This is a genomic window from Arthrobacter sp. G119Y2 (assembly GCF_038069765.1).
Taxonomy (GTDB): domain Bacteria; phylum Actinomycetota; class Actinomycetes; order Actinomycetales; family Micrococcaceae; genus Arthrobacter_B.
Window position 1 is genome coordinate 323,216 of record NZ_JBBPFS010000003.1, and the last position, 20,384, is coordinate 343,599.

21 protein-coding genes are annotated in these 20,384 nt (G+C 65.5%); 5 read left to right on the forward strand and 16 right to left on the reverse strand.

Annotation, left to right across the window (positions count from 1 at the left end; genetic code table 11):
* Position 1 precedes the first annotated feature (1 nt).
* The 5 genes from ilvA to WKB88_RS08015 form a co-directional block, all read right to left on the reverse strand.
* Positions 2-1,243, reverse strand: a complete 1,242-nt coding sequence (gene ilvA / locus WKB88_RS07995; protein ID WP_341394006.1) for a threonine ammonia-lyase — start codon at positions 1,241-1,243, stop codon at positions 2-4.
* A complete protein-coding gene (locus tag WKB88_RS08000; RefSeq protein ID WP_341394007.1) occupies positions 1,240-2,469 on the reverse strand; it encodes an AI-2E family transporter in 1,230 nt (409 codons plus the stop codon). Before WKB88_RS08000 ends, ilvA begins: the two co-directional genes overlap by 4 nt.
* Before the next feature lie 66 nt (positions 2,470-2,535).
* On the reverse strand, positions 2,536-3,504 hold the full coding sequence (locus WKB88_RS08005) for an aldose 1-epimerase family protein (protein ID WP_341394008.1): 969 nt from the start codon (positions 3,502-3,504) through the stop codon (positions 2,536-2,538).
* Between the two features lie 19 nt (positions 3,505-3,523).
* Positions 3,524-4,246 carry an ANTAR domain-containing protein gene (locus WKB88_RS08010; RefSeq protein WP_341394009.1) on the reverse strand — a complete coding sequence of 241 codons (723 nt, stop codon included), beginning with the start codon at positions 4,244-4,246 and terminating at the stop codon, positions 3,524-3,526.
* Between the two features lie 197 nt (positions 4,247-4,443).
* Positions 4,444-5,292: a Bax inhibitor-1/YccA family protein gene (locus WKB88_RS08015; protein WP_341394010.1), complete on the reverse strand. Its 849-nt coding sequence runs from the start codon at positions 5,290-5,292 to the stop codon at positions 4,444-4,446.
* 338 nt (positions 5,293-5,630) lie between these two features.
* On the opposite strand from WKB88_RS08015, the gene WKB88_RS08020 reads away from it, so the two are divergent.
* The 4 genes from WKB88_RS08020 to WKB88_RS08035 all read left to right on the forward strand — a co-directional run bounded on the left by WKB88_RS08020 (position 5,631) and on the right by WKB88_RS08035 (position 9,742).
* Positions 5,631-6,935, forward strand: coding sequence for a branched-chain amino acid ABC transporter permease (locus WKB88_RS08020; RefSeq protein ID WP_341394248.1), 1,305 nt, complete (start codon positions 5,631-5,633; stop codon positions 6,933-6,935).
* A gap of 13 nt (positions 6,936-6,948) precedes the next feature.
* A complete protein-coding gene (locus WKB88_RS08025; RefSeq protein WP_341394011.1) occupies positions 6,949-7,929 on the forward strand; it encodes a branched-chain amino acid ABC transporter permease in 981 nt (326 codons plus the stop codon).
* A 122-nt stretch (positions 7,930-8,051) separates the two neighbouring features.
* Entirely contained in the window at positions 8,052-8,999 is a 948-nt protein-coding gene (locus tag WKB88_RS08030; RefSeq protein WP_341394249.1) for an ABC transporter ATP-binding protein, read from the forward strand.
* A complete protein-coding gene (locus WKB88_RS08035; protein WP_341394012.1) occupies positions 8,996-9,742 on the forward strand; it encodes an ABC transporter ATP-binding protein in 747 nt (248 codons plus the stop codon). The genes WKB88_RS08030 and WKB88_RS08035 overlap by 4 nt, the downstream gene beginning before the upstream one ends.
* A 150-nt stretch (positions 9,743-9,892) precedes the next feature.
* Here WKB88_RS08035 and WKB88_RS08040 read toward each other — a convergent pair whose 3' ends face one another.
* The 7 genes from WKB88_RS08040 to WKB88_RS08070 form a co-directional block, all read right to left on the reverse strand.
* The gene (locus tag WKB88_RS08040) at positions 9,893-11,290 is read right to left on the reverse strand and encodes an ABC transporter substrate-binding protein (RefSeq protein WP_341394013.1); all 1,398 of its coding nucleotides are present in this window, start codon (positions 11,288-11,290) and stop codon (positions 9,893-9,895) included.
* A 171-nt stretch (positions 11,291-11,461) separates the two neighbouring features.
* The gene (gene rbsD, locus WKB88_RS08045) at positions 11,462-11,845 is read right to left on the reverse strand and encodes a D-ribose pyranase (RefSeq protein ID WP_341394014.1); all 384 of its coding nucleotides are present in this window, start codon (positions 11,843-11,845) and stop codon (positions 11,462-11,464) included.
* Positions 11,842-12,783 (reverse strand): substrate-binding domain-containing protein, encoded by a 942-nt coding sequence (locus WKB88_RS08050; protein WP_341394015.1) that lies wholly within the window; start codon positions 12,781-12,783, stop codon positions 11,842-11,844. The genes rbsD and WKB88_RS08050 overlap by 4 nt, the downstream gene beginning before the upstream one ends.
* A 40-nt stretch (positions 12,784-12,823) precedes the next feature.
* A complete protein-coding gene (locus WKB88_RS08055) occupies positions 12,824-13,825 on the reverse strand; it encodes an ABC transporter permease (protein ID WP_341394016.1) in 1,002 nt (333 codons plus the stop codon).
* The gene (locus WKB88_RS08060) at positions 13,822-15,354 is read right to left on the reverse strand and encodes a sugar ABC transporter ATP-binding protein (RefSeq protein ID WP_341394017.1); all 1,533 of its coding nucleotides are present in this window, start codon (positions 15,352-15,354) and stop codon (positions 13,822-13,824) included. The genes WKB88_RS08055 and WKB88_RS08060 overlap by 4 nt, the downstream gene beginning before the upstream one ends.
* On the reverse strand, positions 15,351-16,364 hold the full coding sequence (locus WKB88_RS08065; protein ID WP_341394018.1) for a LacI family DNA-binding transcriptional regulator: 1,014 nt from the start codon (positions 16,362-16,364) through the stop codon (positions 15,351-15,353). The genes WKB88_RS08060 and WKB88_RS08065 overlap by 4 nt, the downstream gene beginning before the upstream one ends.
* 224 nt (positions 16,365-16,588) lie before the next feature.
* Positions 16,589-16,846, reverse strand: coding sequence for a hypothetical protein (locus WKB88_RS08070; protein WP_341394019.1), 258 nt, complete (start codon positions 16,844-16,846; stop codon positions 16,589-16,591).
* A 216-nt stretch (positions 16,847-17,062) separates the two neighbouring features.
* On the opposite strand from WKB88_RS08070, the gene WKB88_RS08075 reads away from it, so the two are divergent.
* Positions 17,063-17,344, forward strand: a complete 282-nt coding sequence (locus tag WKB88_RS08075) for a hypothetical protein (RefSeq protein ID WP_341394020.1) — start codon at positions 17,063-17,065, stop codon at positions 17,342-17,344.
* A gap of 127 nt (positions 17,345-17,471) precedes the next feature.
* On the opposite strand, the gene WKB88_RS08080 is transcribed toward WKB88_RS08075, so the two are convergent.
* The 4 genes from WKB88_RS08080 to WKB88_RS08095 form a co-directional block, all read right to left on the reverse strand.
* Positions 17,472-18,773 (reverse strand): site-specific integrase, encoded by a 1,302-nt coding sequence (locus WKB88_RS08080; protein ID WP_341394021.1) that lies wholly within the window; start codon positions 18,771-18,773, stop codon positions 17,472-17,474.
* A gap of 9 nt (positions 18,774-18,782) precedes the next feature.
* A complete protein-coding gene (locus tag WKB88_RS08085) occupies positions 18,783-19,187 on the reverse strand; it encodes an ImmA/IrrE family metallo-endopeptidase (protein ID WP_341394022.1) in 405 nt (134 codons plus the stop codon).
* Between the two features lie 63 nt (positions 19,188-19,250).
* Positions 19,251-19,679, reverse strand: a complete 429-nt coding sequence (locus WKB88_RS08090; protein WP_341394023.1) for a hypothetical protein — start codon at positions 19,677-19,679, stop codon at positions 19,251-19,253.
* An 8-nt stretch (positions 19,680-19,687) separates the two neighbouring features.
* Complete coding sequence (locus WKB88_RS08095) at positions 19,688-20,050, reverse strand: hypothetical protein (protein ID WP_341394024.1); 363 nt, start codon at positions 20,048-20,050, stop codon at positions 19,688-19,690.
* Between the last annotated feature and the right edge of the window lie 334 nt (positions 20,051-20,384).

Consider the following 20,384-nt stretch of genomic DNA (forward strand, 5'->3'; position numbering starts at 1 on the left):
CCTACCCGTGCAGCACGATCGGCTGGAAACCCTGGGCACGCAGGTTGTTCAGCACGTGTTCACAGTGTTCGTGTCCCTTGGTTTCCATGTTGATGGTGATCGCCACATCGCCCATGCTAATGGACCCCCCGACACGTGTGTGGTCCACTCCGGTGACATTGGCGTCCGATTCCGCGATGATCCGGGAGATGGTGGCCAGGGAACCCGGGCGGTCATCGAGCAGGATCCGAACCACCAGATACCGGCCGGCGGCTGCGAGGCCGCGCTGGATGACCTTGAGCATCAGCATCGGGTCGATATTGCCGCCGGAGAGGATGACGGCGGTGTTGCCGGGGTTCTCGATCTTGCCGTCCATCAGCGCCGCGACACCCACGGCTCCGGCCGGTTCCACCACCATTTTGGACCGTTCCAGCAGGAAGATCAGCGCACGCGCCAGTGAGTCTTCGCTGACGGTCACGACGTCGTCCACCAGTTCCTTGATGATGGAGAAAGGCAGCTGGCCCGGGCGCCCCACGGCTATGCCGTCCGCAATCGTGGACACCTTGGTCAGCGGCACCAGGGCATCCGCAGCGAGCGACGGCGGGTAGGCCGCGGCGTTTTCGGCCTGCACTCCGATGATGCGGACCTCGCGGCCCAGCTCCTTGGCGCGGGCCTTGATGGCCACGGCGACGCCGGCCAGGAGTCCGCCGCCGCCCACACCCATCAGGACGGTGTCCAGGTTCGGGATCTGGTCCAGAAGTTCCAGGCCGATGGTTCCCTGCCCTGCCACCACGTCCACGTTGTCGAACGGATGCACAAAGACGGCGCCCGTCTCGTCGGAGTAGCGCTGGGCTTCCGCGAGGGCTTCGTCCACGTTGTGGCCGTGCAGCACCACCTCGGCGCCGTGGCCCTGCGTCGCCGACAGCTTGGGCAGTGCCACCCCCAGGGGCATGAAGATCCGGGCCTTGATGCCCAGCCGCGCTGCGGCAACGGCCACGCCCTGGGCATGATTACCTGCGGAAGCGGCCACCACGCCGCGGTCCCGTTCCGACGGCGAGAGCTTGGCCATGCGGACGTAGGCCCCGCGGACCTTGAACGAGCCGGCCCGCTGCAGGTTTTCGCACTTGAGATACACGTTGGACCCGGTCATCCGGCCCAGGGCGCGGGACTGCTCAATGGGCGTCAGGGCAATCACGCCGTCCAACAGCTTGGCGGCTGCCTCAATGTCGTCCAGGTTCACGGGCAGGTGGGACAGATCAGTCACGGTTGTTTCTCGTCTTCTGCGTTGTCTTCCAACGCGGTATCGGCATCATCGGTTGCAGGGGCCGCTCCCCCGGCGGCGGCGAACACGGGATCACGTGCCAGCGCCGGATCCCCTTCCCAGCCCCGCGAGGCGATATAGCGCACCACGGTGTTCAAAATGGCGAGCAGCGGAACGGAGAAGAGAGCACCGGGGATCCCGGCGGCCAGGGTGCCGCCGGTGACTGCCAGGATCACGGCCAGCGGGTGCAGAGCCACGGCCCGGCCCATAATCAGGGGCTGCAGGATGTGTGATTCCAGTTGCTGGACGAGGAGCACAATGCCCAGCATGATCAGGGCGTTGACCCAGTCGTTGGCCACGAGGGCAAGCAGGACGGCAACAAATCCGGTGAGGACGGCGCCCACCAGCGGAACGAACGATCCCAGGAACACCAGGACCGCCAGCGGCAGGGCCAGTGGCACTCCGATGATGGCTGCGCCCGCGCCGATGCCGACGGCGTCGATGAAGGCCACGAGCAGCTGCACCCGGACGTAGTTCACCAGGGAGTCCCAGCCGTGGATGCCGGCGCCGTATCCGCCGGGGCGGGCGCGGCGGGGCAGCAGCCCGGCGGTGAAGCGCCAGATGCGGCGCCCGTCCAGCAGGAAAAAGACCAGGGCAAAAAGGGTCAGCAGGACGCCGGCCGCAAAGTGTCCGGCGCCGGTCCCCACGGAGAGTGCCCCGGAAAGGATGTTGGCTGAATTCTGCTGCAGCGTGTTGGTGGCTTCCTGCAGCAGGGTATCCATCTGGGTGGTTGTGATGCGCAGCGGGCCGTCGGCGAGCCAGTCCTGGATCTGGGCCACGCCGGAGAGGGTCTCGTCCCACAGGTCGCGGAAGCCCAGGGCCAGCTGCCGGCCCACCAGGGTCAGTGCAGCAACAATCACGCCCAGGAAGGTCACGATCGTGACAGCGACCGCCAGTCCGGCGGGCACCTTGTTGCGGCGCAGCCAGTTGGAGATGGGCGAGAGCAAACCTGCCAGCAGGGCCGCGATCATCAGCGGAATAATGAGCAGCGAAAAGTTGCGCAGCAGCCAGATGATGCCGGCGGCAACCACCAGCACCACGCCGAGCCGCCAGGCCCAGGCCGCACTGACACGCAGCGCGTACGGCACGTCGTCGTTGCCCCTGCTGGAGCGGACAGCCGCAGCCTGCACCGCTCTGGGCGCGGCGATGCTGCGTGCGTGAGGTCTCATGGGCTCATCTTTCCACACTCAACGCCTGTGATTCCCACCTTTACGCCGGGGTTCGCGGCCGGGCTGTCAGCCGGTTTTTTCCGGCCGGATTCCCCACTCCGCAGCGAACGACGCCCCGGGGTCCAGCCACCGCAGCCCTTCACCGGAGTTCAGCGCATTGGCGGGGGCGGTCATCGGCTCGACAGCCACGGCAAGGGGGCGTCCGGGAAACTTATCGGTTACGAAGACCTGGACATAACCGAACTCCGGACCGCTCCACAACACGACGCCCCTGCCGTCCGGCGCGCGGAGGCGGTGCCGGAACTCCCCGTCTTCCGGCTCCAGATCCGTGTAGGCGGAGTCCAGATCCAGGCCGCCGATCCGCCGCCCCGTCCGAAGGTCGGCGGGTCCGCCGGCAGGTTCCCGGCCCACCGGAATCAGTCCGTCATCGACCGTCAGCCGCGTGTTTCCCGAAACGGTCAGCGTCAGCTCCTCCGTTGGAACCGATCCCACCCGAAGGAACGGATGGGCGCCCAGCGCGAAGGGCGCCCGGTTTCCGCCCACGTTGGTGAGCGCCTGCCGCACGCGCAGTCCGCCGTCCCCGTCCAGGCTGTAGCGCACCTCGTGGACGAGGTGGAAGGGATACCCGTGCTGCGGGAAGATCTCGGCCGCCAGCGTGACGCTGCTGCCGGGCGGCGTGGCGCCGTCACCGGCTGCCTCCACCTGCCGGTATCCGGTGTTGCGCAGCAGGCCGTGGCTGGCATTGCCGCGTGACGGTTCAGTGATGTCCAGCTGCTGCGTTTGTCCTTCCAGCGTCCACTTCCCGCCGGCAACCCGGTTGGGCCAGGGTGCGAGCAGGATGCCGCAGGCCGACGGCGGCAGCTCGGCGTCGGGATAGGTCTCCACAAACGCGGTGCCATCCAGGAAATAGCTGCGCAGGGCCCCTGCAAGTGCAGCGATCTGTGCTTCAGCGGTGCCGCCGGGTGTGGCCCGGCTGATCCGGAATTGGGCGCCGGTGGCGGGGGCAGCCGTGGAAACCGGTCCGGGAGTGGTCATTGCTCCAGCCTACCGCCGGCTACTCCTCAAAGTGAGTGCTCACGCGGTCCGAGACCACTGCAACCACCCCGGCCGCCACGTCCCGGACCTTGACGTTGCGGCTGTTGGAGACGCTGCGCAGGATCTCAACGGCACCCTGCTGGCTGCAGTTGTTCTGCGCCATGATGATTCCGGCAGCCAGATCCACGACGGTACGCGACTCGAGGGCGGCCTGCAGGTTGCGGGCCCGGTGCGTCTGCGCGTCCAGCCGCAGTGCGAGTGCCAGCGGAGTTGCCAGCTCCGCTGCAGCGGACTCAAGAGCAGCCAGCGCCGCTGGTCCGAAGGCTCCCGGGGAGGAGGAATAGCACGTGAGCACTGCGAGATCCGGGTCCGGCACCGCCACCGGCACCGATGCCGCGGCAGACATGCCCGACGCGCGTGCAGCAGTCCAATAGGCGGACCGCTGGTCTTCACCGTCCAGGTTCCGCGCGACGGCCGGCGCCTGATGTGCCAGGGCGCGGCGGGACGGGTCTTCTGCATGCGTTCCCCGCTCGAGTTCGATGAAGCCGGGTTCGCTGCCGACCTGTACCGGCTGGCGGCGGGACCGCACGATCATCAGGGAGGAACCGGCCACGTTCCACTCACGCAGCCGCTCGGTCAGAAGGACGGCGAGCAGTGCCAGAAAGTTCTCCAGATCAGGGTTCTCCAGCAGCAGTTCCTGGACCCGGAGAGGGAACAGGACGGTATCCATCGGCTTATCCATGCCCCCGCGTCCCCTTTCCCGCATGTGCTCCGGAGGATTCCCCCCCGCCGAGATCCTACGGTTCCGCGCGAGGGATGCACAGGGTGGTTCTACGCTTCGCACGTGGTTAACAGCAAAGAGGCCGGCAGGCGTTAGCCTGCCGGCCTCTTTTCGGTTCGGGAGTCCTTTAGGTTCGGGAGTCCGGAACCCCGGGGATGCTAGTCGTCGCCGCGCAGAATGGCGAGGATGCGGAGGATTTCCACATACAGCCAGACCAGGGTGACGGTGAGGCCGAAGGCAGCAGTCCAGGAGTAGCGCTGCGGAGCGCCGGCCTGAACACCCTGCTCGATGGACGTGAAGTCGACGATCAGGGAGAACGCGGCCAGGCCTACGGCGAGGAGGCCAATCAGGACACCCAGCGGAATTCCCATGATCTCGACGGAGTCACGGACACCGAACATGCTGTCGGTGGCACCGAAGATCATCAGGCCCATGTTGACCAGGGAGAACACAGCGTAGCCGATCATGGCGATCATGAAGAAGCGCATGGCCTTGGGCGTAGCGCGGACCTTGCCGCTGCGGAACAGGACCAGGGTCACGGCGAAGACGGACAGCGTGCCCAGGACGGCCTGCAGGCCAATGCCCGGGTACAGGTTGTCCAGCACCAGGGTCAGTCCGCCGAGGAACATTCCCTCGAGGGCTGCGTACGCCAGGATCAGCGCGGGAGCGGGCTCACGCTTGAAGGCGTTGACCAGGCCCAGGACGAAACCGCCCAGTGCGCCGACGATCATCAGCGGCGCTGCGGCTCCGGGAATCAGGATCATGGGAACGGCTGCGCCGACGAGGACCACTGCCAGGCAGGCCAGGGTCTTCATGATGACGTCGTCGTACGTCATGCGGCCGGTCATGGCGGGGCCGGCAGAAGGCGCCGTGTACAGCTCCTGCAACTGCTGGGGGGTCATCGAAGTCTGGTCCTGGGTGGCCAGGGAACCCTGGTTCACCCTGCCGCTGCGGACCTGGGAGTTAAAATTCTTGCTGTTAAAGACCGGATTACCACCGATTGCCATTAAATGTCCTCCATCTGGGGGCCTGTTTACCTAGAGCCTACCAATGTCAACGGCGGAGGGGGCCGGGAGATTCCCGGTTATCAGCGGCTGCGGGTAACAGTTTGGCATAGCGCGCCCGTCCCGGCCCCGTTACGCTGGCACACCAAGTCGTTACCTGATCGCGACATCCCGCCGCAGAAAATCGCCACTGCCTGAAACATTCAGTGGGTAGCATGATCCCCATTCGGTGACACAAGTCACACTTGATCCGCTAAAGGTCCGATTTTTCGGTGCCCGCGGCCTTGGCGTGGAGGTTTTGGAACTTGCTACGAACATCGGCGCTGACCCGGTATCTGGGGATGTTGGCGGTGGTGGCGGCGATGTTTGCTGCCCTGCTGCTGTCTTCACCTGCCGCTCACGCAACAACAGCAACACCCTCGGACAGCGCATCCGCCGGCGCCGCGGACGACCCCACCGACGGCGCTGAGTTCGCCGACCGTATCAGCGGGGTGGTGCGGAACGAAGGCGTCCCGGTGGAAGGGGTAAGAATCACCGCCAGCGGCAACGGCTACGAAGGCGAAACGGAAACCGGGGCCAACGGCTCCTGGTCCATCGGCGTTCCCGAGCAGGGTGCCTTTGAAGTGGAGCTGGACGAAAGCACGCTGCCGGAGGGCGTCGCACTGGCGGAAGGGCAGGAGAATCCGCGCACCGTGACCTTCGCGGGCACCTCCAACATCACCACATTGTTCCTGCTGGGCGAAGGCATCGTCCTGCAGCAGGACAGTTTCATCTCGACTCTCACCGAACGCGCGGTGGCCGGCCTGAGCTTTGGCCTGCTGCTGGCGCTGAGCGCCGTCGGGCTCTCACTGATTTTCGGAACCACCGGACTGACGAACTTCGCCCACGGCGAGATGGTCACTCTGGGCGCGGTCCTGGCCTTTGGCTTTGCAGCGATGGGCCTGTCCGCCTGGATCGCCCTGCCGCTGGCGGTGCTCGGCGGCGCCGTCTTCGGCTATCTCCAGGACGGTGTGCTCTGGAAACCGCTGCGCCGGCGGGGCACCGGGCTGGTGCCGATGATGATCGTCAGCATCGGGCTGGCCGTCGCCGTCCGCTACACCGTTCTGTTCTTCTTCGGCGGAGCCATGCAGCAGCTGCCGGGGTCACAGAGCCCCACCCTGGAACTGGGACCCATCTCCATTCCGCGCAACACCCTGATCTCGCTGTTCGTCAGCCTCGCCGTCATCCTGGTGGTGGCCCTGCTGCTGCTGCGCACCCGGATCGGCAAGGCAACCCGCGCGGTCTCGGACAACCCCGCACTGGCCGCAGCCTCCGGAATCGACGTCGACCGCGTGATCCGCCTGGTCTGGATCACCGGCGGTGCACTGGCGGCCATGGGCGGAATCCTGTGGGCCTACTACCGGCCCGGGGTGTCCTTTAATATGGGGCAGCAAATCCTGCTGCTGATCTTCGCCGGCGTCACGCTGGGTGGGCTTGGCACTGTTTTCGGTGCGCTGATCGGGTCCGTGATTGTGGGGCTTTTCGTGGAAATCTCCACAATCTGGCTGGAGGCGGACCTGAAATATGTGGGCGCCCTGGTCATCATGATTCTTGTCCTCCTCGTCCGGCCGCAGGGAATCCTGGGCCGACGCGAGCGCATAGGTTAGGGGCTTAGCACAGATGGACTTCGTCAATATTTTTCTCGGCGCACTCAACGAGATCATCAGCCCCACCACGGCCGCCTACGCGCTGGCAGCCCTCGGGCTTGCCGTGCACTTTGGCTACACCGGCCTGCTGAACTTCGGCCAGGCCGGCTTCATGGCGGTGGGCGCGTACGGTTTCGCCATTCCCATCCTGTCCTTCAACGCCCCGCTGCCGCTGGCCCTGCTGATTGCCCTGCTGGCATCGGCAATCTTCGCGGTCATCCTGGGCATCCCGACGCTGCGGCTGCGGGCGGACTATCTGGCCATCGTCACCATCGCCGCGGCCGAAATCATCCGGTACATCGTGACCACCACGGGAATGACACCGGTGACGGGGTCGGCGAACGGACTCGCCGCCTTCACCGGTAGCTTCTACGCCCTCAACCCGGTGCCGCCCGGCAGCTACAACATCGGCCCCTTCGGCCTGAACGAGCGCGACGTCTGGGTCCGGATCGTGGCCTGGGGTCTGGTCATCGTCGCCTGCTTCCTCGTGTGGATGCTGATCCGGAGCCCCTGGGGGCGCGTGGTCAAGGGCATCAGGGAGGATGAGAACGCCGTTCGGGCCCTGGGAAAGAACGTGTACGCCTACAAGATGCAGGCCCTGATCATCGGCGGCGCGCTCGGATCACTGGCGGGGATTATCTTCACCCTCCCCCGCGACGCCGTGCAGCCGGCAAACTACGGCACCGAGCTGACCTTCTACCTCTACACCGCACTGCTGCTGGGCGGCATGTCCACGGTGCTTGGCCCGGTCATCGGCGCCATGATTTTCTGGGTCATCCTCTCCGTAACGCAGGGCCTGCTGTACGGTGCGATCGAATCCGGCTACATCACTTTCATTACCACTTCCCAGGCAGGGCAGGTTCGCTACATCCTTGTTGGTGTGGCACTGATGCTGCTGATGATCTTCAGGCCCCAGGGCATCCTCGGAAACAAGAAGGAGCTGGCGTTCGCATGAGTTCCCAGGCAGACGAACGCGGGAGCGGCAGGCGCAGCGGCGCCCATGCCGCGGAACCGGCGGCAGCCGCGGCGGGCGCGGCGGGTGCAACACCGCCGCCCGCAGCGGCAGGCAACGAATACATGACGGACACCCGGCCCATCGCCGCGGACGCAACCGGGCCGGGCTGCCGCAAGCGGGACCCGATCCTGGTGGCCCGGAACGTGACCCGCACCTACGGCGGGATCCACGCCGTCGACGTCGACTACGTGGAAGTGCCCCGGAACAAGATCACCGCACTCATCGGCCCCAACGGTGCCGGCAAAACCACGCTGTTCAACCTCCTGACCGGTTTTGACACGCCGCAGTCCGGGGACTGGCAGTTCGAGGGGCGGGATCTGGCCGGTGTCTCCGCCTACAAAGTGGCACGGCTGGGCATGGTGCGCACCTTCCAGCTCACCAAGGTCATGGGCAAGCTCACCGTCATTGAAAACATGAGGCTGGGGGCGGCGTCGCAGCCGGGCGAGTCCCTCTGGCGTGCCTTCCTGCCGCCCCTGTGGCGCGGCCGGGAACGTGAAATCACCAAACAGGCGGACCTGCTGCTGGAGAAGTTCAAGCTCGACACCAAGCGCGGGGACTACGCCGCATCGCTGTCCGGCGGGCAGCGCAAGCTCCTGGAAATGGCCCGGGCCCTCATGGTCCAGCCGAAGCTGGTGATGCTCGACGAGCCCATGGCGGGGGTGAATCCGGCACTGACCCAGTCCCTGCTGGACCACATAAAGAACCTCAAGGCCGAAGGCATGACCGTCCTCTTTGTTGAGCACGACATGCACATGGTCCGGCACATCGCGGACTGGGTCATTGTCATGGCCGAAGGGAAGGTGGTGGCCGAGGGGCCTCCGGGCGAGGTGATGAAGGACCAGGCGGTGATCGATGCCTACCTGGGTGCCCACCACGACGTCGACCTCGGTGATTCCGAAGGATTCGAAAAACTTGAGGCGGAACTGGAACACGACCCGGAGTCGTCAGTGGGCACCGAGCCCGACGGCGTCATCGGGCGCCGGATTGATGAGCGGAAGGAACAGGCATGACCGCCGAGGCATTCGAGGGCGACTCCGTCGTCAAGGTGACCGATCTGGTGGCCGGCTACATTCCGGGGGTGAACATCCTCAACGGCTGCAGCATCGAGGCCCGGCGCGGGGAACTCATCGGAATCATCGGCCCCAACGGCGCCGGGAAGTCCACGCTGCTCAAGGCCATGTTCGGGCTGGTGAAAGTGCACTCCGGGACCGTTGTGGTCCGGGGACAGGACATCACCGGGCTCAAGGCGAACAAGCTGGTCAGCCGCGGGGTGGGATTTGTGCCGCAGAACAACAACGTGTTTGCGTCCCTGACCATCGAGGAAAACCTGCAAATGGGGCTGTACCAGGCGCCCAAGCGGTTCGCCGAGCGCTTTGACTTCGTGTCCGAGCTCTTCCCGGAGCTGCGCAAGCGCCGGGCCCAGCGGGCGGGGTCGCTGTCCGGCGGGGAACGGCAGATGGTTGCCATGGGCCGCGCGCTGATGATGGAACCGGCCGTGCTGCTGCTGGATGAGCCTTCCGCCGGCCTCTCCCCCGTGAAACAGGATGAGGCCTTCCTGCGGGTGCACGAGATCAACCGGGCCGGAGTCTCGGTGATCATGGTGGAGCAGAATGCCCGGCGGTGCCTGCAGATCTGCGACCGCGCGTACGTCCTGGACCAGGGCCGCGACGCCTACACCGGCACCGGCAGGGACCTCATGAAGGATCCGAAGGTCATCCAGCTGTATCTGGGCACGCTGGCGGACACCGCCTAAGCGCCCTCCGCTGCCGGAGCGCTTCCCAAGCTGCCGACAGAACAGCCCCCGCCGATCTGAACTGGTCAGATCGGCGGGGGCTGTTCTACTTTGTACCGATTTATTTGGCGCTGATTTATTTGTCCGTACTGATTTATTTGGTGCTGCAGATTAGAGCTTGCCCGATTCCGAGCGGCTCGGCAGCGGCTTGTTCTCGGCGTCGAACTGGTAGATGCCGATGAAGGCCTCGGTCGGGTCGCCGTTCTCATCGAAGGTGATCGGGCCGGAGTAACCGTCGTAGTCGATGTCTCCGCCTTCACGCAGGATGGTTACGCAGCCTGCGTAGTCGAAGCACTTCTCGCCGTCCGCCGACACTCCCTGGAGTTCGGCCGCGACGGCCGTTCCCTCGGTGCTGCCTGCGGCTTCAGCGGCGAGAGCCGTCAGGGTGACGGCGTCGTAGCTTTCACCCGCGTAGGACCAGTCCTTCAGCGCAGGATCCAGCGCCAGCAGCGATTCCTTGAAGGTGTCCGAAGCGAACGGGCCCGGGATCGTGCCCTGGGCTCCTTCGAGCGTTCCCGGATCAAGGTCCGCACTGTAGTCCGAGGTGTTGCCGTCCACGAAGAACATCTGCGTGGGATCGACTCCCTTGGCGGTGAGCAGCGGAACGATGCTGGTGGCCTGCTGGAAGCTGATGACAACAATGGCGTCCGGTTCAGCGGCGACAACGGAGTCCACCTGGCTGCTGAACTGGGATTCGCCCTCGTTGAACATTTCCTCCTTGATGACCTGGCCGCCGGCCGATTCCACCGAGCCGCGGATGTTGCTTGCCAGCCCCGTGCCGTAGGCATCGTTCAGGACGATCATTCCGACGGTCTGGGCGCCGCAGTTCATGATGTAGTTGCCCAGCGTGCGTCCCTGCAGCACATCGGAGGGAGCAGTGCGCCAGTACAGGCCGTTGTCATCCCAGGTGCTGAAGTCCGGCGAGGTGTTCGCCGGCGAGAACTGGATCACTCCGGCTCCGGTGATCTGGCCGATGACGGTCTTGGAGACGCCCGACGACGCCGCACCGACGATGGCGCTGACGTCCTGGCTCAGCAGGTCCGTCACCGACTGCGTGGCGATGTCGGTGGTGGTGTCGCCGGAATCGCGGTGGACGATCTCCACCGGCTGTCCCAGTACGCCGCCCGCGGCGTTGATGTCCTGGACGGCAAGGTTGGTGCCGGCGATTTCCGGCGGGCCGAGGAACGCGAGTTCACCCGTGGTGGGCAGCAATGTCCCGACCTTCAGCGGTGCGTCCGTGGTGCCGGTGGAGGCAGGCACGGCCGAGGGGTCGCCTTTCTCTCCCGGGTCCTTGCCCTTGCCGCCTTCATTCGGCGGGCAGGAGACTCCCCCCGCCGCCGCGGCAGTTGACGCTGATTCCGTTCCCGTTGACTCCGAAGCGGGAGTTTCCTCCGCCCCGCTGCAGCCGGAGGCAAACAGTGCCAGACCCAGCCCCACTGCCGCGATTTTTGCCACCCGGCTGTAACCGTCTCCCAGGCCCAGACGACTCGTGGTGCGTAGTGCAGTCATAGATTTTTCTCCCCGATCGAAAGGCGGAGGCCTTTGATGCTGTTACCAGGTGTTCCTGATTAGAAGAAAAGCTAGTTGAATAATGAGTCAAACATAAGGGCCTTGGGTTACGTCCTTGTAACGCTCATCACATTCTGCTCCGCTACCACTTGCCCCCGGGACCGGAGACGGTTAAAAGCCCACTCCGCAGCGGAGCATGACGTTGGCGAAAGGAGTGGCCTCCCCCGTCCGCACGATCAGCCGTACGGACGGGAGCAGCGCCTTGAACTCTTCATGCGTCACCGTTTCGGGCTTCAGCCCGGCCGCTGCGAGCCGGCGCTCGACGGCGGTACCTTCGGCTTCCTCAGCCATGACCGCCCCTTCCACCTCGATCTCCGCCAGCAGCGCCGCCAAAACGTCGGCGAAGGGCGGCACCCCCTGGACGAGGGCCAGATCGACGGCTTCGACGCCGTCGGGGATCGGGAGCCCGCAGTCGGCGATCACCACAAGGTGCCCGTGGCCGAGCCGGCCGATAGCTGCGTTCAGGGGCGCGTTGAGGATGCCGGCTTTTTTCATGAGGCGAAGTCAGCCAGGTTTGCTGCGTTCACGGTGGTGACCGGGACCGGGATGGTGGCGTCGACAGTTTCGCCGTCGAGCAGCTGCGCGAGAACCTCCACGGAGCGCTTGCCCAGCTCGGCCGGCTGCTGGGCGATGGTGGCGGTCAGCGTACCGTCCTTGATGGCGGTGAAGCCGCCCTCCGTGCCGTCGAAGCCCACAACGCTGACGTCGGTGCCGGCGCGGTTCCCCAGGGCCTGGATGGCACCCAGTGCCATTTCGTCGTTCTCGGCAAAGATGCCGGTCACTCCCGGATTGGCCTGCAGCAGGTTCGTTGCCACGTTCAGTGCTTCAGCGCGGTCAAAGTTTGCGGTCTGCTGTGCTGCGATCTTGATGCCCGGGTAGGCCTTGATGCCTTCGGCGAAACCGGCGCCGCGATCACGGCTGGCGGAGGTTCCCGCAACTCCCTGCAGGATGATGATTTCGCCTTCCCCGCCCATGGCCTTGGCCAGTTCGTCGGCGGCCTGGCGTCCGCCTGCCTTGTTGTCGCTGGAAACCAGGGACTGGACTTCGGCGCCGTTGACGGTGCGGTCAGCGGCTACCACCGGGGTGCCGGCACTCAGCAGCGGGCTGATGGAGGCGGCGGCGGCATCGGAGTCCACCGGGTTGATGATGACGCCCTCGGTGCCGGACGTGGCGGCGGTGGCGAGCTGGTTGGTCTGGGTCGCGGAGTCGTTCTGGGCGTCCAGGACGTCGAGGTCCAGACCGGCCTCTTCGGCGGCGGCCTGCGCGCCGTCGCGCAGTTCCACGAAGAAGGGGTTGTTCAGGGTGGAGATGGCCAGGGTGACCGAACCGCCGGAGGCAGCGGCGTCGTCACCGCGGTTGCAGGCGGTGGCAGTCAGCAGCAGGCCAAGGGATACGGTCAGGGCCGCGGTCTTGCGGGCGGAGGAGAACTTCATTGTTATTTCCTTTTTGGTGAGGTGTTGCGGTGGTGAGGGGTTAGTGGGTGGAGTTTTTCCGGCGCAGCGCGTCGGCGCCGACGGCGAGGGCAATGACCAGGCCGATGACTACCTGCTGCCAGAACGAGGAGACGTTCAGCAGGTTCAGGCCGTTGCGGATTACCACGAGGACAAGGGCACCGATCAGGGTGCCGCTGATGCGCCCGATACCGCCGGCCAGCGACGCACCGCCGATGACGACGGCGGCAATGGCGTCCAGTTCGTAGCCCGAGGCGGCCTGGGGCTGGGCGGAGTCAAGCCGTCCGGAGAGCAGCAGCCCGGCCAGCGCGGCAAAGAGTCCGGACAGCGCAAAGACGGTGACCAGGACCCGGCGCACCGGGATGCCCGAAAGGCGGGCCGCTTCGGTGTTGCCGCCCACGGCGTACATGTACCGGCCGATGACGGTGTAGTTCAGGATCAGGGCGGCGGCGATGCCGGCGATGACCAGCACCACAATGGGCATCGGGATCGGGCCCAGGTCTCCGCCCAGGAAGGACACTTCGTCGGCGGTGGCGATGGGCCGGCCGTCGGAGAGGACCAGGGTCAGGCCGCGGGCGACGCTGAGCATGGCCAGGGTGGCGATGAAGGAAGGCAGCCGGCCGTAGGCGACGGCGAAGCCGCTGACCGCTCCGCTGAGGGCGCCGATCAGCAGCCCGCCCAGCAGTGCCAGCCAGCCGGGCAGGTTCCCCTGCGTGAACATCCAGGCGGACCCCATGGCCGACAACGCGGCAACGGAGCCCACCGACAGGTCGATTCCGGCGGCAACGATCACGAAGGTCATGCCGAAGGCCAAAACGGCAATCACCGAGGCCTGGATTCCGATGTTCAGGAGGTTCGGGCCGGTAAGGAAGTCCGGCGTGGCGATGAAGAGCGCCAGTCCCAGGACCACCAGTCCCACCAGTGCCCCGTTGTCGGCGAGGAACTTCTTTGTCCGTGCCCCGGTGTTTGCCGGTGCCTGCTTGCGCGCACCCGTCTCCGGTGTCTGCACCGCTGCCTTGTTCATGATCCGTCCTTCATCAGTTGGTCTTCCAGGTCACGCTGTATATCCCGCACCGCCAGTGACATCACGGCGTCCTGGGTGGCGCCGTCGGCGTCGAGCTCACCGGCGATGTGTCCGCCGCTCATCACGAGGATCCGGTCGCTCATGCCCAAAACCTCAGGCAGTTCGCTGGACACCATGACGACGGCGCCGCCGGCGGCGGTAATGGCATTGATCAGTTCGTAAATTTCCACCTTGGCGCCGACGTCGACGCCGCGGGTCGGCTCATCCAGCAGCAGCACCGTGGACCCGGCCACGATCCAGCGGGCAAAAACTGCCTTCTGCTGGTTGCCGCCGGAGAGTGATCCGACGGCCTGGTCCAGGCTGTGCATGCGGATCCGCAGCCGGTCCGCCACCTCCTGTGCGCGCTTTCGCTGGCCGGTGAAGTCCACCACTCCGGCCCGGGCTGTGGCTTTCAGGGTGGCGTAGCCAATGTTGTCGTTCACTGCCGCCCCGAGCACCAGGCCTTGGACCTTGCGGTCCTCTGGGACATGGCCGAGGCCGGCGCGGATGGCTGCGCCGATGTCGGCCTTGGGCAGCTGTTTTCCGCGGACGTGAACGGAACCGGCCGTGTAGGAGTCGGCTCCGGCGATGGCACGGACCACTTCGGTGCGGCCGGCGCCCATCAGCCCGGCGAGCGAGACCACTTCGCCGGCGGCAACGGAGAAGGACACGTCATGGATCAGGCCCTTCATGGACAGACCCCGGACCTCGAGCAGCGTTTCCGCCGGCCCGGCGAATTCCCGGCGGCGCGGGAACTGCTGGTCGATGTCGCGGCCGACCATCAGGCGGACCAGTTCGTCCTCGTGGGTGTCCGCGGGAACCTCGGCAATGAACTTGCCGTCGCGCAGCACGGACACCGAATCGCCGATGGCGGCAATCTCGTCCAGGTGGTGGGAAATGAACACCATGCCCACGCCCTTCCGGCGCAGGTCCTCGACCACGGCAAACAGTGAGGCAATTTCGTGGTTGGTCAGCGCTGCGGTCGGCTCGTCCAGGATCAGCATCCGCGCGTCCAGGCTCAGCGCCTTGGCAATCTCCACCAGCTGCTGCCGGGCGATGCCCAGTTCCCCCACCGGCTGGTCCAGATCCACGTCCAGTCCGATCAGGTCCAGGGCGGCCTGCGCCTTTGCCTTCATGGCGCGCCGGTCCACCAGTCCGTACTTCCGCGGCATCCGGCCCAGGCAGATGTTCTCGGCAACGCTCATGGACCCCACCAGGTTCAGTTCCTGGTGGATGGTGGCAATGCCCAGGGCTTCGGCGGCCTTGGTGTCGGGCAGCGAGACAGGCTTGCCGTCCACGAGGATGCGTCCGCCGTCGGGCTGGTAGACCCCGGACATCATCTTGATGAGCGTGGACTTACCGGCGCCGTTTTCGCCCAGGAGCACCTGGACCTTGCCCGGGCGCACGTGGACGGTGACGCCGTCGATCACCGTCACCGGTCCGAAAGACTTGGTGACGCCCTCGAGCGTCAGGATGGGGGTCTCGCTCATGCTGGGTTTCCTCCTGGAAGGGACGGGGTGGAGCCGCGGATGATGAGCCTGCTCGGGAGCACCACGGATTCGGGTGATTCACCGGCAATTTCCGCGATCAGCAGGTCAACGGCCAGCCGTCCCATGGCGTGGACGTCGTGGGCAATCACCGTCAGCGCCGGGTTGAGCAGCGTGAAGGCTTCAATGTCGTCGTAGGCAACAAACGCAATGTCGGTGCCGATGGCCAGGCCCCGCTCGTTGCACACGCCGACAGCGCCGATGCTCATCAGGCTGTCGGCGGCCAGCAGGGCCGTGGGCGGCATGGGAAGGTCCAGCAGCCGGCGTGCCCCGGCCGCACCGCTGGCAGACTGGAAGTCGCCGAGGAAGACGAGGTCGCCGTCGTCGTCGGCCCCGGTTTCGGCGACGGCGGCACGGAACGCCTGCAGCCGCTCGCGCCCGGTGGAGGTGGACTGCGGGCCGGCGATGTAGCCGATGCGCCGGTGGCCCAGCGCCGTCAGGTGCCGGACGGCGTCGGCGATGCCGCCGGCGTTGTCGGCCGTGACGCCGGGAACGGGTGCGCCGTCCACCACGCGGTCCACGAACACCGTGGGCACCTCGCCGGCCAGGATGCCCACCAGGCTGCTGGCTTCGCCCTGCGGTGCGGCGATCAGGCCGTCCACGCGCTGGGAGAGCATGACGTCGAGGTAGCGCTCCTGCTGCTCCTGACTTTCGTTGGCGTTCCCGAAGAGTGTCAGGTACTGGAATTCGCTGGCGCGCTGCTCAATGGCGTGGGCCAGGTCAGCGAAGAAGGGATTGCGGATATCGGGCAGCAGCAGGCCGATGGTCTGGGTGCTGGTCTTGCGCAGCGAGCGGGCCTGGGCGTTGGGCCGGAAGCCCAGCTCGGCGGCGGCCTCACGCACAGCCTGGCGGGCGTCCTCGGAGGTGGCGGAGTGCCCGGACAGCACGCGCGATGCCGTGGCTGCCGAGACGCCGGCTTTCCTCGCCACGTCCTTGATCGTCGTTGACCGCACTCTGCTCCCTACACCGTTGTGGAATCGATTCCATGGAATCGATTCCAAGTATGGGGCAGATCATGCTGTGGCGTCAAACACGGCGCAGTGAGCCGCGTTACGGGAAGGTGCGTCAGGTGCTGCCGGAGGGGTCCGGGAAGGTGCGGCAGGTGCTTCCAGAGGCGTCCGGGAAGGTGCTGCCAGGGGCGTCAGGGCAGGGGCCGCAGGGGCGGCGCGGCAGAGGGCTAAACGGGAACGACGTCCCAGTCCGGGGCGCCGTCCCACCGGATGTAGAGATCCTTCGGCAGGGACGCTCCCCCGCCGTGATACATGTGGAACTCCACGGCCTCGCCCTCGGCGAGGTTCATCCCGGCGGGCAGGTTCTTGGTGTTCACGCCCACCCGTGACCCGTCAACCACCACATTCACGAGATCGTGTCCGCTAATGTTGCGGAGCACGTAGGTGTCCTTGGACGGGTTTTCCAGTCTCAGGGCATTGCTCATGGCCACTCCCGGCGCAGATTAGGCTTGGAAACTTGGGCTTGGACTCCGCGCTGCAGCCGCGTTTTGAGCTGGAGCTGCAGGCACCGCCTGTCCTCCTCATGCTACTGACGGGCGCCCGCACGCCGGAACCCGCTGCGGGCTGGGACCGCCCTCCCGCACGGAAAATAAAACCGCCCAAGGGGCCATCCCGGCGGCTGCATCCGACGAATAGGAATCATGATCGAGCAGAGCTATCACCGGCAGTCGGACCACCCGCTCCGGGAGTTCTCCGGCACCTACGGCGGCTTCTATCTGCTGCCCGGGGAAGCATGGGGTGTTTCGGTAGCCGAGGACGGAACGCCGCACGCCCGCTGCTGTTCCTGCAGCTGGGAGTATGACGCCGCGACGGAGGACGAAGCTGTCCGCCTGGTTTCCTCGCACCTGCGGGTGGCGCATCCGGACGAGTCCGGCGTGGTAAATCCGGAGGACAGGACGGCGGACAGAACACCCGGGCCGTAAGAAAACCGCAGTACCCCAGGTCGGACTCGAACCGACAACACATGGTTAGGCAGTCAGCGTCCCGGGCCTGTCCCGGAGCTATCCCATCTATATAGGCATCACCTGCGGCAACAGCCGAAGCGGCCCGCTATTGTCCCGACCCGGTCCCGGCGTTTTCGTCCCGTAAGTGTCCCTTTTCCGGAGTAAGCGTCCCGTAAGCGTCCCCCTGCAGGGCCGCGAACTGTTCAAGGATTCGGGTGGTGTCCGGCGTGGCCCTGTTCCTCTCTATATAGTGCTTGCGCGTGACGGCGTCGGAAGAGTGCCCGAGCTGGCGCGAAGCAACCACAGAACCGGCCTCGCGTTCGATCAGCGTGGCCACAGCCTTCCGGAAGCTGCTCGGCTTCACCCATTCGAATTCGTCACCTCGGGCCTCCCGCCATTGACGACGGAAGTTCCCCGGGTCCAGCACTGTCCCGGCCTGCGACGGGAAGATAAGCCCCAGCGGGTTTGAGTCCGGCGCTTCGGCAAGCTTCCGTGCTGCAAGCATCTTCACGGCGAAGGCCGGCAGGCCGAGGATCCTCTCGCCGTGCTGGGTCTTTGTGTACGCCTGGCGGTGCAGCCCCTCGCTGCTCGTGCGCTTGACCGTTCCGGTGATCTCGACAGTTGGCGGGGTTGAGTCAAAGGCGACGTCCTCCCATCGCAGGCCGAGCAGCTCCCCCGGTCGAAGGCCCGTCGCAACAAAGAGGTCGACCTTATCTATGAGGTCCTTGGATTTGCGCGGGCCCATCACCCCAGAGTCTTGCCAGGTCAGGATGTTCTGGCGGAGCCGACTGTATTCCTCCACGGTTAGGGCGCGGATCTGAGTCCTTGGCACGGCTGCACGCCGAGACTCCCGCACCGGGTTGAAGTCCATCGCGTCATGCCGCACGGCCAAGGCGAACATCAACGCAAGGACAGTCCGGGACATGTTCGCTGCCGTCGGCCCGCCGCGCTTGACCTTCATTTGGCGCCCATTCTTGGCGGTGATGGTTTCCGTTCGCTGCTGGGATACTTCTGCGATGAACCGTTCGACTCTCCCGGTGGTCACTTCGCGGAGCCGGTTCTCGCCCAACCGTGGCAGGATATGGCCGTCCAGCAGCCCGCGGTAATTGTCCTTCGTTCCGGGCGACTCGGTCACGCCGGCAAACCAATGTTCCGCCAGGGCGGCAACCCGGGTGTCACTCGTTATGTCTTCGCCGCCGAAGCGGTTTCGTTGGGACATCTTCTCGATGAGTGCGTTGATGGCCCGCCGCTCAGTGCGCTCCCTGGCTTTGACCCGGCGCGTGACTCCATCGCGGTCCCGGAAGCGGGCCAACGCCTCCCACAATCCTGGGTGCTCCCGTGACTTGGGTATAAGGCACGACGTCGTGATGTTGCCGTGCCCGCCAATCGGCAGTTCGGGACGCCCCATGAATTTCTCCTAACAGGATTTGATAGTGCTCATTACTTCCATGAGTTGTTCGAATATCCGGTCATCCATTGAGCCGAGATATGTCTCGACGTCGGCCGGCATCACCTCCAGGATGGCTGCGATACCGATGTGGGTGTCCGCACCGAATGCTGCCTCGAGGAAGGCAGGAGTGTCGATGAGTTGATGGGCTGCCCAGATCGAGGCCTGCTGCTCCATGCTGGGCGAGGTACCGACATGCCGGTAGAAGGCATGCCCGAGTTCGTGGGCGAATACGTGTTTGTACTGGATGGGGGCAAGCCCTGGAACGAGAGTGATGGAGTGGTCACGCCAGTCGTAGGCGCCCCACCATCCGGCGGGCACCGGGCCCTGTCGGACACTGACCCCCAAGTCAGCTGCGATTTTGTCTAGCTTCATGGGCATTAACCGTAGGTGATGGCGGTGACACTTCCGCGCTGCTGCCGCGAAGGCGCTGCAGTGTTACTGCGTGGCAGCGGACTTGGCCGGCGCTTTAGCGCCGGTGCCCCAGTCGCCGCCGTCGCCACCGCGGTAAGCGTTGAGCAGGGTCTGGCTCATGGTCATGAGTGTCTCTTGGGCTTCTGTCGGGAGCTTCTGGGCGCCGGGTATTGGGAGGTAGTCGGGCTCCTCCGCGGTTCCGATGTCGAGACCGAGAGACCGAGCGTAGGCATGCAGCACCTCACGGGCCGGCACCTTCAACCCCTTGGCCAAGCCCTGAATCGTGTCCACATCCGGGAATCCCCTCAGCTCGCCCTGCAGGATCTTCCAAATCGCGTTGCCAGTGGGCCGGCCACCGCAGTCACGGGAGAGCGCTTCGTTCGAGCGGTCGCCCTTGCGGTCGAGGATGAGGTTCTGGATGCCGCCGGGCTGGCGGAGGTTAGATTCGGTCACTGGTTTTCCTATTCGTAGGGCAGGTCATCGGGGCCGATGTGTCGGTCGCCCTTATGGGCCGCGAGCTCGTGCATGTCCTGCGTGAGGTCCGTGGACTCCGCCGCCGGTGAGGCCGCGAGTTCACGGAACACTGCGAGCAGGACACGCTTGTCTCTGTCTGAGAGCTCGCCGTTATTGCGAACGGCCGCCGGCACGTCTCCGTCCTGGTATCCCTCGAGGTCGATCCCCATGCTGGCCAGAGCTGCTCTTGCAACAGTGGTCTCGGTCTGCTTCAAGACCAGCGCCAGGCCCTTGATGTGCGAGGGCTTGAAGGTTAGCACTGGCTGGTTCTTGAGGCGGGACCAGTTGGATTTCCCGAGGTCTAGTTCCATGGATTGAGCGCGTGCAGCGAGGTCCCGATCCGACCAGCCGTTATCGCGCTGGACCTTCTCGATGAGTTGGCCGAGTGGGTGCTTACTGTTCACGGGGCAATCCTTGACTGACCTCGGCCCCCGCGCAACAAGGGTGGGCACCGAGTATCTAGGTGGTGTGGGCACCTACAACTTTACAAAAATGTGGACACTCGTCCTACTGCCGCGCCAATTAAAGGAACAGGTGTCGAAAGTTCCTACTGGACTTTGGGCACCACATGGTGCATGATCTTACTTATTAGTGGACACAGAGACCAGGAAGGCGTAAAGTGAGACTTGTACAAACAGCCCCGAG